Source organism: Pseudomonas syringae pv. cilantro (assembly GCF_001293775.1).
GTDB lineage: Bacteria > Pseudomonadota > Gammaproteobacteria > Pseudomonadales > Pseudomonadaceae > Aquipseudomonas > Aquipseudomonas syringae_P.
On sequence record NZ_LGLN01000078.1, the window covers coordinates 141,645 to 154,524 of the forward strand.

At 59.8% G+C, this 12,880-nt stretch carries 6 protein-coding genes and 1 pseudogene; 5 read left to right on the plus strand and 2 right to left on the minus strand.

Annotated elements, in window-relative coordinates:
* Positions 1 to 108 precede the first annotated feature (108 nt).
* A complete protein-coding gene (locus tag ABJ99_RS22175) occupies positions 109 to 2,226 on the plus strand; it encodes a putative bifunctional diguanylate cyclase/phosphodiesterase (protein WP_054087634.1) in 2,118 nt (705 codons plus the stop codon).
* 114 nt (positions 2,227 to 2,340) lie between these two features.
* Complete coding sequence (locus tag ABJ99_RS22180; RefSeq protein WP_054087681.1) at positions 2,341 to 3,087, plus strand: SDR family oxidoreductase; 747 nt, start codon at positions 2,341 to 2,343, stop codon at positions 3,085 to 3,087.
* Positions 3,088 to 3,134: 47 nt separating this feature from the next.
* Here ABJ99_RS22180 and ABJ99_RS29950 read toward each other — a convergent pair whose 3' ends face one another.
* Positions 3,135 to 3,491: a hypothetical protein gene (locus ABJ99_RS29950; RefSeq protein WP_375232737.1), complete on the minus strand. Its 357-nt coding sequence runs from the start codon at positions 3,489 to 3,491 to the stop codon at positions 3,135 to 3,137.
* Positions 3,492 to 3,832: 341 nt separating this feature from the next.
* On the opposite strand from ABJ99_RS29950, the gene ABJ99_RS22190 reads away from it, so the two are divergent.
* From ABJ99_RS22190 to glgB, 3 genes are read left to right on the plus strand one after another with little or no spacing between them, the layout of a single operon-like run.
* Positions 3,833 to 5,851, plus strand: a complete 2,019-nt coding sequence (locus ABJ99_RS22190) for an alpha-1,4-glucan--maltose-1-phosphate maltosyltransferase (RefSeq protein WP_054087635.1) — start codon at positions 3,833 to 3,835, stop codon at positions 5,849 to 5,851.
* Positions 5,852 to 5,870: 19 nt separating this feature from the next.
* Complete coding sequence (gene treS, locus ABJ99_RS22195; RefSeq protein ID WP_054087636.1) at positions 5,871 to 9,197, plus strand: maltose alpha-D-glucosyltransferase; 3,327 nt, start codon at positions 5,871 to 5,873, stop codon at positions 9,195 to 9,197.
* On the plus strand, positions 9,194 to 11,428 hold the full coding sequence (gene glgB / locus ABJ99_RS22200; protein WP_054087637.1) for a 1,4-alpha-glucan branching protein GlgB: 2,235 nt from the start codon (positions 9,194 to 9,196) through the stop codon (positions 11,426 to 11,428). The genes treS and glgB overlap by 4 nt, the downstream gene beginning before the upstream one ends.
* Positions 11,429 to 11,446: 18 nt before the next feature.
* Here the strand turns inward: glgB and ABJ99_RS22205 are convergent.
* Positions 11,447 to 12,805: pseudogene (locus tag ABJ99_RS22205) on the minus strand (autotransporter family protein); the annotation flags it as partial.
* Positions 12,806 to 12,880 lie beyond the last annotated feature (75 nt).

The window sequence follows — 12,880 nt, forward strand, 5'->3', positions numbered from 1 at the left end:
GGCGTACTGCCAGCTTTTTCGACCAAGTGCCGCGACATTTGGTAGCTAATGCGTACAATCAGCGCACAAGCACGGCATGGACGCACTCATTGGGTTTCAGGTGTGTTTATGTTGATTGGCAGTTATATACCCTCGCTTGTCGTTCTTTCCGTTTTTGTTGCGATTCTTGCGTCCTATACCGCGTTCGACCTCGCTGGCCGGATCATCTCGGCCAAAGGACGGGTCGTGTATGTGTGGATTGTCGGCGGCGCGTTTGCAATGGGTGTCGGCACCTGGTCAACGCACTTTATCGGCATGCTTGCCTTCGTCTTGCCCATCGACCTTGGCTATGACGTGCCGCTCCTGCTGTTTTCGCTGTCTATCATCGTCATAACGTCGGGATTCGCCCTGTGGCTGGTCGCGCAACCGCATCTGACCGCAGTGCAGCTGTTGCTGGGCGCGGCTTTGCTGGGCTTGGGCATCAGCGCCATGCATTACACCGGCATGGCGGCTATGCGCATGCAGCCCGGTATCGTGTACACGCCGGTCTTGTTCGTCCTGTCCCTGCTGATTGCCATTGTCGCATCGGCGGCGGGGTTGTGGATCGCGTTCCACCTGCGCCATCACCGGCCTCGCGTGTACCTGGCTCGCGCGGGTGCGTCAGTGCTGCTAGGCATGGCAGTGGTCGGCATGCACTACACCGGCATGGCCGCGGCCAACTTCGCAGAGGGCAGTTTTTGTGGCGCGTTGATCAACGGGCTGAGCAGCAACGGGCTGGACAGGGTGGTGCTGGTCGCCAGCCTGACGGTCCTGAGCCTCACCCTGTTTGCCTGTATTCTGGACGCCCATCTCGAAGCCCGCACGGCAGTGCTGGCCACTTCCCTGAGCCAGGCCAATCAGGAACTGACTCATCTGGCCATGCATGACAACCTTACCGGTCTGCCCAATCGTGTGCTACTGACGGAGCGGATCGAGCAAGCCATGGCCAGGGCCGACGAAACCGGTGGCTGTTTTGCCTTGATGTTCATGGATCTGGACGGCTTCAAGCCGGTGAACGACGCCTTTGGCCATCACACAGGCGACCTGCTGTTGCGTCAGGTTGCCTTGCGTCTGCGGCAGAACGTCAATCGGCACGACACGCTGGCCAGAGTCGGTGGTGACGAGTTTGTGCTGCTCATCGAGCTGGACGATAAGCAGGACGCGCTGACCGTGGCAACGCGGCAGGTCAGTGAGATCAGCAATCCGTTCCTGATTGGCGAACATCAGTTGCAGATTTCGCTGAGCATCGGCATTTGCATTTATCCCGGCCATGGTGCAACCCAGCACGAACTGCTGGTCAACGCCGACGCGGCCATGTATCACACCAAAGCGGCCGGCAAGAACGGCCACAGTTTTTTTGATGTGTCGATGAATTGCAACGCACGCAATCAATTGCAGCTGTCGCAGGATTTACGCACCGCACTCAGGCACAAGCACTTCTGCCTTTATTACCAGCCCAAGTTCGACGCGCTGAGCGGGCTGCCGATAGGCGCCGAGGCCCTGTTGCGCTGGAATCACCCGGAACGCGGGGTGTTGGGGCCTGATCTGTTTATTGCCATGGCCGAGAAAACCGGGCTGATCATCCAGATCGGCGAATGGGTACTGGATGAAGCCTGTCGGCAGATGCGCGAGTGGTACACCGAGGGGTACTCGCACTGGCGTATTTCAGTCAATCTGTCGGCCTTGCAGTTCCGCCATTCCGGCCTGGTTGCGACCGTCGCGGATACGCTGGCCCGGCATCAGTTGCCGGCCAACTGCCTGACGCTGGAAATCACCGAAACCACCGCGATGGATGACGCAGACGCCAGTCTCGGCGTGCTGAACAGGCTGTCGGAGATGGGTCTGGACCTGTCGATCGATGACTTTGGTACCGGCTATTCAAGCCTGATGTACCTCAAGCGGCTGCCGGCCAACGAAATCAAGATCGATCGCGGTTTCGTTCGCGATCTGGAGCACGACACCGACGATGCTGCCATTGTGTCGGCGATCGTCGCGGTGGGGCAGGCACTGAATTTGCGGATTGTCGCCGAGGGCGTCGAAACCACGCTTCAACAGCGTTTTCTGACGCACCTGGGGTGCGATTCCCTGCAGGGGTTTCTGCTCGGGCATCCGTTGCCCGCACAGCAATTCCTTGAGGATATCCGCGCTGCGGAGTCGAGAATTGCGCTCGATGCGCAGGAGTCGGAGGCCAAAGCGTCCGCTTTCTGAAACGCTTCGATGGCGCTGGATCGCAAACGCTGGCACGATCAGTCACCTCTGGCCGGCCTGCGGGTGTCAGGCCTGACTGATTGCCGACTTGCGGACCTATTTACGAGACTGATCATGGAAAAAGTTCTCATCATCACCGGCGGTTCGCGCGGGATCGGCGCCGCGACGGCGCGTCTGGCTGCGACGCACGGTTACCGGATCTGCATCAACTATATGTCCGATCGCACCTCGGCAGAAAAGACCGCCGCGCAGGTCAGGGCACTGGGCGCACACGCACTCACGATGCAGGCCGATGTCAGCAATGAGGACGAAATCATTCGTCTGTTCGCCCGGGTTGACACCGAGCTGGGGCGTGTTACCCATCTGGTCAACAATGCGGGGACGCTGGCCCAGGCTTCGAGGGTCGAGGACATGTCGGAATTTCGCATGCTCAAGATGATGATGAACAACGTAGTCGGGCCCATGCTGTGCAGCAAACACGCTCTGCTGCGCATGTTGCCGCGGCATGGCGGTCATGGCGGCAGCATCGTCAACGTGTCCTCGCTGGCAGCGCGCCTCGGTTCGGCGGGTGAGTACGTGGACTACGCAGCGTCCAAGGGCGCACTGGACACCTTCACCATCGGGCTTTCCAAGGAAGTGGCCGGGGAGGGTGTTCGCGTCAATGCCGTAAGGCCTGGCTTCATTTTCACCGACTTTCATGCCCTGAGTGGCGACCCGCTGCGGGTCAGCAAGCTCGAAGGCGCACTGCCCATGGGCCGTGGCGGCACGCCGGAAGAAGTGGCCGAAGCGATTATCTGGTTATTGTCGGATCAGGCTTCGTATGCAACGGGTACGTTTATCGATGTGGCGGGAGGACGCTGAAATAGCCGTAGCTATACGGGTATTTGCAGCGTCGCGCCGGCGCGCGGTCAGACCACCACGGGTGGTTCCTGGGCTGGCGGATCACCCACTGGAGGGGTTTCCTCAGGCGGGTCGATGACCGGAGGCATCGTGGGCGGCGGCTCGTCATCGGGTCTGGGCGGTGTCCCGGGCAGGACAGGATTGTCGATGTTCGGATCGGGCGCTACTGGCGGAGTGGGAAGGGTCATGGTTTCAGCCTCCTTGTTGGCATTGTGTTCGACCTTCCGCGTTTTGTGATGATTCAATTGATTTGCACTGCCAGCCGGCGCTGTTGAAAAAAGATCACAGGTAGATTCGTAGCGGTTGGCTGTTTCGCTACATACCTTGAAATTCAACATTTCATAATTGCAGTGTTTCAGAATCATGTTTCGTCTCCGTGCCGAATGCCCCGGCAAGCCCCTGATTCCGACACAGTCTGCGGCAACGCCTCTCGCCCATACGTCAAAGGCTCCTCAGGCGAAAATTCCTGTACATAAACGGGATCAATCTGACGCGCTCAACCTGACTATTTTCGATTGGGCTATGCTCTGACACGCGTTGCAGTCGGGCATAAAACCTTTGAACTTTCCCCCCGATGTCTGCTCGGAATCTAGGCAGCGAAACAGACGGGCCCTCGGGGCTCTGTGGTCGTGCGCTGCCATACCGTCAATTTTTCCATTGCATGGAATGCACAGGAGCGTCCCTGGGGCGTGAGGAGTGATGCTCGATGAATGAACAGCCATACGGTCCGGATTCCCTGGCCACCGATGTACCGCACCCAACCAAACCCTTGTCACTGACCCAGGCGCTGCAACTGCCACGCATCGTGATCGAAGACACGTTGCCTGTGATAGATGGTGGATTGTTTGCGGCCAAGGCAATCATCGGGCAACCGGTTACAGTCACCAGCAAAATTTATGCGGACGGCCACGACAAGATGGCCGTCAATGTTCGCTGGCGCGCTGCTGATGAAGAGAACTGGCACAGCGCACCATTGCACGAACTGGGCAACGACAGTTGGGTCGGTGAGTTCACCCCGACCTCGGTCAGCCGTTATGTGTTTCAACTCGAAGCCTGGATCGATCAGTTCGGCAGCTATTGTTACGAACTGGAGAAAAAGTTTTCTGCAGGCGTGCCCATCGATCTGGAGCTGGAAGAAGGGCGTATTCATCTGACCAAGGCTGCCGAGCGCAGTCAGGATCAGCAGCGCGAGCAGATCGAAAACCTGCTGGCGCGTCTGGACCAGGCCGACAGCATTGAGAAGGTCGCGCTGTTGCTGCACAGCGACACCGCAAGCCTGATGAAGCAGGCCGATAACCATGCCTTCCTCAGCCGTAGCCTCGAATACCCGCTGGATGTAGAGCGAGAACTGGCCCAGTTCGCCAGTTGGTACGAGTTGTTTCCGCGCTCGATCACCGATGATAAAGCACGCCACGGCACCTTCAACGATGTCCATTCGCGCTTGCCGATGATTCGCGACATGGGCTTCGACGTGCTGTATTTCCCGCCGATTCATCCTATCGGTCGCGCGCACCGCAAAGGCCCGAACAACTCGTTGACCGCTGGCCAGGACGATCCGGGCAGCCCCTACGCCATCGGCAGCGAGGACGGCGGCCACGACGCCATTCACCCGCAGTTGGGCAGTCTTGAAGACTTCCGCAACCTGGTGAAAGCCGCCGCCGACCACGGTCTCGAAATCGCGCTCGATTTTGCGATTCAGTGTTCGCAGGACCACCCATGGCTCAAGCAGCATCCGGGCTGGTTCTCCTGGCGTCCGGACGGCACCATCCGCTATGCGGAGAACCCGCCGAAAAAGTACCAGGACATCGTTAACGTCGACTTTTATGCGCCGGATGCCATTCCGGGCCTGTGGCTGGAACTGCGTGACATCGTGCTGGGCTGGGTCAAGGAAGGCGTGAAGATTTTCCGCGTCGATAATCCTCACACCAAGCCGCTGCCGTTCTGGCAGTGGATGATCGGTGAAGTGCGCAGTCAGCATCCTGAGGTGATGTTCCTCGCCGAAGCGTTCACCAAGCCAGCCATGATGGCGCGTCTGGGCAAGGTCGGTTACACCCAGAGTTACACCTATTTCACCTGGCGCAACACCAAGGCCGAGCTGTCGGAATATTTCACCGAGCTCAACGAAGTGCCATGGCGCGACTGCTACCGCCCGAACTTCTTCGTCAACACACCGGACATCAACCCGCGTTTCCTGCATGAATCAGGGCGCCCGGGCTTTCTGATCCGTGCGGCGCTGGCGACCATGGGTTCAGGCCTGTGGGGCATGTATTCCGGTTTCGAGCTGTGCGAAGCGGCACCGATTCCCGGCAAGGAAGAGTACCTGGACTCGGAGAAATACGAGATCCGCGTGCGCGACTTCACGGCACCCGGCAACATCATTGCCGAAATCGCCCAGCTCAACCGTATTCGTCGTCAGAACCCGGCCTTGCAGACGCATCTGGGGCTGAAGTTGTACAACGCGTGGAACGACAACATTCTGTACTTCGGCAAGCGCAGCGCAGATGGCAGCAACTTCATTCTGGTTGCCGTCAACCTCGATCCGCGTAACGCGCAGGAAGCGGATTTCGAATTGCCGCTGTGGGAGATGGGCCTTCCGGACGATGCCGCGACTTCCGGCGAAGATCTGATGACCGGGCACCGCTGGACCTGGTACGGCAAGTATCAGCACATGCGTCTCGACCCTTCGCAACCTTTTGGAATCTGGCGTATCCAGGCCTCGCAGTAACACTCCCAAGGAGTCAGCAATGGCTAAGAAACCCGGTGAAGCGACATTTATCAAAGACCCGCTCTGGTACAAGGATGCGGTGATCTATCAGGTTCACGTGAAGTCGTTCTTCGATGCCAACAATGACGGGATCGGCGACTTTGCGGGGCTGATCGAGAAGCTCGACTATATTGCCGCGCTGGGGGTCAACACGATCTGGCTGTTGCCGTTTTACCCGTCTCCGCGCCGGGACGACGGCTACGACATTTCCGAGTATCGCGACGTCCACAGCGATTACGGCACCATGGCCGACGCCAAGCGTTTCATTGCTCAGGCGCACAAGCGTGGCCTGCGGGTGATCAGCGAACTGGTCATCAATCACACGTCTGACCAGCACCCGTGGTTTCAGAAGGCGCGCAACGCCAAGCCTGGCTCCAAGGCACGTGATTTCTACGTATGGTCGGACACCGATCAGAAGTATGACGGCACGCGCATCATTTTTCTTGATACCGAAACCTCCAACTGGACTTGGGACCCGGTCGCTGGCCAATACTTCTGGCACCGCTTCTATTCTCACCAGCCGGACCTGAACTTCGATAACCCGCACGTGCTGGAAGCGGTGCTTGAAGTCATGCGCTTCTGGCTGGATCTGGGCATCGACGGCCTGCGTCTGGATGCCATCCCGTACCTGATCGAACGGGACGGCACCAACAACGAGAACCTGCCTGAGACCCATCAAGTGCTCAAGCGTATCCGTGCCGAGATCGACGCGAATTACCCGGACCGCATGCTGCTGGCCGAAGCCAACCAATGGCCTGAGGACACGCAACTGTATTTCGGTGACAGCAACGGGCCAGACGGCGACGAATGCCACATGGCCTTTCACTTCCCGTTGATGCCGCGCATGTACATGGCGCTGGCACAGGAAGACCGTTTTCCGATCACCGATATCCTGCGTCAAACCCCGGCCATTCCGGATAACTGCCAATGGGCGATTTTCCTGCGTAACCACGATGAGCTGACCCTGGAAATGGTCACTGATCGTGAGCGTGATTACCTGTGGAACTACTACGCTGCCGACCGCCGTGCGCGGATTAATCTGGGGATTCGTCGCCGTTTGGCGCCCTTGGTCGCCCGTGACCGTCGGCGTGTCGAACTGCTTAACAGCATGCTGCTGTCGATGCCGGGCACGCCGACCCTGTATTACGGCGATGAAATCGGCATGGGCGATAACATCTACCTGGGCGACCGGGACGGTGTGCGCACGCCGATGCAGTGGTCCATCGACCGCAATGGCGGATTCTCACGCGCCGACCCGGCCAGCCTGGTGCTGCCGCCGATCATGGACCCGATGTATGGCTTCCAGTCGGTCAACGTCGAGAGTCAGGAGCGCGACCCGCATTCGCTGCTGAACTGGAACCGACGCATGCTGGCCGTGCGCAAGCAGCAAAAGGCTTTCGGGCGCGGCACGCTGAAAATGCTCTCGCCGTCTAACCGGCGCATTCTTGCTTACACCCGTGAATACACAGCGCCCGATGGCCACAATGAAATCGTTTTGTGCGTGGCCAACGTGTCCAGCGCTGCCCAGGCTGCCGAACTTGAGTTGTCGACGTATGCGGGCACTGTCCCGGTAGAAATGCTTGGCGGCAGTGCATTTCCGCCCATCGGCCAGTTGAGCTATCTGCTGACGCTCCCGCCGTATGGTTTTTATTGGTTTCTACTGGCTTCGGAGAATCAAATGCCCAGTTGGCACGTTGAACCCGCGCAAAGCATGCCGGACTTTCCGACCCTGGTGCTCAAAAAGCATCTTGAGGAACTGCTCGACGAACCGCTGCGCGGCACCATGGAAAACACCTCGCTGGCGAATTATTTGCCAAAACGCCGCTGGTTCGGTGGCAAGGACAAGCCCATTGAGCAAGTCCGGATTGCCTACGCAGTGCGCTTTGGCGACGAGGCGCATCCGGTCTTGCTCAGCGAAATCGAAGTCACCGCAGACGGGCAGACCGAGCGTTATCAGCTGCCATTCGGCCTGCTGGCCGAAGACGACATCAGCAGCGCATTGCCGCAGCAACTGGCGCTTGCCAGGGTTCGTCGCAACCGCGATGTCGGCCTGATTACCGATGCGTTTACCCTGGAAACCTTCATCCGCGCGGTCATCAAGGGCATGCAGTCGCAGACCGTGATCCCGTGCGCCGATGGGGAGCTGCGTTTCGAGCCGAGTTCGCAGTTGGCGCCATTGGGCCTCAGCGATGAATCGGAGGTTCGTTACCTGTCCGCCGAGCAGTCCAACAGTTCTGTCGTGGTGGGCAGTAGCCTGGTGCTCAAGCTGATCCGCAAGGTCAGTGCCGGGACACACCCGGAACTGGAGATGGGGGCTTTCCTGACCCAGGCCGGTTTCAAGAACATTTCGCCATTGCTGGGCTCGCTGGTGCGTGTCGGCAATGATGGCAAGCCTAATCTGCTGATGATTGCCCAAGGCTACCTGAGCAACCAGGGCGACGCCTGGGAATGGACGCAGAACAACCTTGAACGCGCGGTGCGTGATGAGCTGGCGCACGGCGTATCCGGTCAGGAGCAGCATTTCAACGCGCTGCTTGAACTGGCGGATTTCTCGCGCAGCCTGGGTCAGCGCCTGGGTGAAATGCATCAGATACTCGCGGCACCGACCGAAAATCCGGATTTCGCCGTCGAAGTCACCAGCGTTGCCGACAGCAAGGCGTCTGCGATCAGCGTCAACGCGCAGCTTGATCGTGCGTTGCAATTGCTGGAGCAGCGCAAGGGCGATCTGGATGAAGACGATCAGCAACTGGTCGATGACTTGCTGGCGCATCGCAAGCAGATTCGTCAGCGTATCGACGGCCTTGCCAAGCGCTCTGCGGGTGGCCTGCGCATTCGTGTGCATGGCGACCTGCACCTGGGGCAGGTGCTGGTGGTCAAGGGCGATGCCTATCTGATCGATTTCGAGGGCGAGCCGGCTCGTGCGCTGGAAGAACGCCGCGCCAAGCACAGCCCGTTCAAGGATGTCAGCGGGGTGCTGCGCTCGTTCGATTACGCCGCCGCCATGGCCGTGCGCAGTGCGCAAAGCGTCGACACCTCGCCAGAGGCTGCGACTGCGCGCAAGCGCGTCGCCGAGACTTATCTGTCGCAGGCCCGCACTGCCTTCATCGAAGGCTATCGCTCGGCAACTGCCGAAATGGCCCACGCCTGGAAAGATGCAAAAGGGGAGGACGCTGCGCTGGAACTGTTCACCCTTGAAAAAGCTGCTTATGAAGTGATCTACGAGGCCGAGAATCGCCCAGCCTGGCTGGCCGTACCTTTGCAGGGCCTGCGTGGATTGCTGCAATCGTCTGATGGAGAGTCAATATGAATGCGCCTGACAAAGTCGGCACGGGCCGCCAAGCGATACCCGCTGCTGTGGATCTGGATGCGCTGATTCGAGCCGAACATCGTGACCCGTTTTCGATCCTCGGCCCGCACGGCGATGGCGGCAGCGGGCAGTATGTCCGCGCCTACCTGCCCGGTGCCCTGAGTGTCCGCCTGTTGGCCAGAGACGATGGCCGCGAGCTGGGCGAAATGGAAATGAGCGAAGTGCCCGGTTTTTTCATCGGCCACCTCGATCAGCCGCAGCCGTATCTGTTCAAGATCAACTGGGCCGGCGGTGAGCAGATCACCGAGGACCCGTACAGCTTCGGCCCGCTACTGGGCGAAATGGACTTGTATCTGTTCGCCGAGGGCAACCACCGCGACCTGAGCAGTTGCCTTGGTGCGCAAGTGATCAATGTCGACGGTGTCGATGGCGTACGCTTCGCTGTCTGGGCGCCGAATGCACGGCGTGTGTCCGTGGTGGGCAGTTTCAATAACTGGGATGGACGTCGCCATCCGATGCGTCTGCGGCACCCGACGGGCGTCTGGGAGCTGTTCGTCCCGCGTCTGCAACCCGGTGAAGTCTACAAGTACGAGATCCTCGGTCAGCATGGCATTCTGCCCCTGAAAAGCGATCCGATGGCGTTGGCGACCACCTTGCCGCCTGACACCGCGTCGAAAATCTCCGCACCGTTGCAGTTCGAGTGGCACGACGAAAGCTGGCTGCAATCGCGTGCCGAACGTCATGACGTCTCCGCGCCACTGTCGATTTATGAGCTGCACGCAGGCTCGTGGCAGATGGAGCAGAACGACGAAGGTCAGTGGCGGCAGTTCAACTGGCGCGAGCTGGCTGATCGCCTGATTCCTTACGTCAAGGAGCTGGGCTTCACGCACATCGAGCTGATGCCGATCATGGAACACCCGTTTGGCGGTTCCTGGGGCTATCAGCTGCTGGCGCAGTTCGCACCGACAGCACGTTACGGGTCGCCCGAAGATTTTGCCGCGTTCGTCGACGCCTGCCACCAGGCAGAAATCGGCGTCATTCTCGATTGGGTACCGGCGCATTTCCCTACTGATACCCATGGTCTGGCGCAATTCGACGGCACCGCACTGTATGAGTACGCCGACCCCAAGGAAGGCTTCCATCAGGACTGGGACACGCTGATCTACAACCTGGGGCGCACCGAGGTTCACGGCTTCATGCTGGCGTCGGCACTGCACTGGCTCAAGCATTACCACATCGACGGTCTGCGGGTGGATGCGGTCGCCTCCATGCTGTATCGCGACTATTCGCGCAAGGCCGGCGAGTGGGTACCCAACCGGCACGGCGGTCGCGAGAACCTGGAAGCCATCGACTTCCTGCGCCATCTCAATGATGTGGTCGCGCTGGAAGCACCGGGCACCATGGTCATCGCCGAAGAATCCACCGCATGGCCCGGCGTCAGCGAGTCGACCCAGAAGGGTGGTCTCGGCTTCAGCTACAAGTGGAACATGGGCTGGATGAATGATTCGTTGCGTTACATGGAGCAGGACCCGGTTCACCGTGAGCATCACCATGGCGAATTGACGTTCAGCCTGGTTTACGCCTACTCCGAGCGTTTCGTTCTGCCGATCTCCCATGATGAAGTGGTCCACGGCAAGCATTCGCTGATCGACAAGATGCCGGGCGACCGTTGGCAGAAGTTTGCCAACTTGCGCGCCTATCTGTCGTTCATGTGGACGCATCCAGGCAAGAAGCTGCTGTTCATGGGCTGCGAGTTCGGGCAGTGGCGCGAGTGGAATCACGATCAGCAACTGGACTGGTACTTGTTGCAATACGCTGATCACGTCGGCGTCAAGCAACTGGTCAGCGACCTCAACCGTATCTACCGTCAGGAAAAAGCGTTGCACGAACTGGACTCTGACCCCCAGGGCTTCCAGTGGCTGATCGGTGATGACCAGGCCAACAGCGTCTTCGCGTACGTGCGCCGGAGCAAGGATGGCGAACCTTTGCTGGTGGTCGCCAACATGACCCCGGTGCCGCGTCTGAATTATCGGATTGGCGTACCGCTCGAGGGGGCGTGGGTCGAGTTGCTCAACAGCGATGCCGAAACCTACGCCGGTTCAAACTTCGGCAATGGCGGGGAAGTGATCGCCCAGAGCGACGAGGCGCATGGCATGCCTGCCTCGCTGAGCCTTAACCTGCCGCCGTTGGCCGTGCTGATTCTCAAGCCTAAAAGGGCCGATGAGGCGTAAGCCAAAACGGTTTTCCCGTTACCACGCCAGCCTGGCTCCCAGGCTGGCGCTGATACCGTTCTGGTCGTGATTGTGCAGGTCGCGGCTGTAGTTCGCCTCCCAGTACAGACTCGTAGCGCTGGAGATTTTTGCCACCATCCCCCCGCCGAGACTGGCCGTCGTTGATCGATGCTCGGTCCTGATCTGCTGTACCCGATCGAAAGTCACTGCATCATGACCGTCTGCGTTGCGCCATACATTGGCGCGCAGGTAGGGTTCGATCGGCACCTTGCGTATCTGATAGCTGCCTCTGAAACGCGCGCCGATGCGCAGCGTCGTGTGACGCTGGTTATCGAAGCCGATGCGGGAAATACCATCGTGCTGGTCGTCGAGCCTGATGCGCTGATGGATGATTTGCGCTTGCGGTTCAACCACCCAGCGCGATGACACGGGCAGTGGATACCCCGCTTCCAGAGACAGGCTCTGGGCATGCCCTTCGGTGTCGATACGCAGGCCACGGTCGGAGCGGCTGTAACCGTCCAGGCGTGTGCCCATCACCACGGCATCGACGTATCCGCCACTGGCCCCGATCAGCGTCCAGTAGGCGCCCAGGCTGTCGCCGGTCAGTTTCATTCGACCGGTATGGCGCTCTTCGAAACCGCCGGCAAACCCCTTGACCCGGCCATCCAGACGGTTATGGGCCACAAACAGCCCCACGCGCTGACTCTGTTCGTTGGCCATTTGCCAGACGTACAGATCGTGACCGATCTGATACCCCTTGGATGAAGCATCGAGAGCCGGGCTGACGTCGCCGGACCATTGCTGTCTGACGTCACTGCCAAATACTCGTGCCCAGCCTGCGGGCGTTACCCCTGACTGGGTGAGCAGACGCTGATCGCCATGACGCTCATGAAAAGTGCCCAGTGAACTTGACGCCAGTGCCACTGCCGCTGGCGACACTGCGGCGTAAGTGGCGACTTCCGGACGATACAGGATGATGGGCGGCGCTCCGGGCACAGGCGCGGGCAGGGGCGGTGTGCCCAGAGCCGGAACGGGAAGGGCGAGCGCGGGTGGCTGCGGTGGCGGGCTGGCAGGTGGGGCTATAGGGGTTGGGGTTGGGGTTGGGGTTGGCGTTGGCGTTGGCGTTGGCGTAGGGCCAGGCACAGGTGTTGGGCCTGGTGTTGGCGTTGGTTCAGGCTCAGGCTCAGGCGTCGGCGTCGGCTCAGGCTCAGGTTCGGGTTGAGGTTCAGGTTGAGGTTCAGGTTGAGGTCCCGGCCCGGGAATCGGCTCTGGTGCCGGTTCAGGGGCAGGCTGAGGCGCAGGAGGTGTTACCGGGGCTGGTTCTGGCGGAATGACCGGGGCGGGCTCGGCAGGGGAAATGACCGCCGAACGCAGATACCGGGGGTGTCAGAAATTTTGTGTTTGGGCATAACATGAGTAAGAGGTGCATGTATGCCAACCAAAAAGAAACCC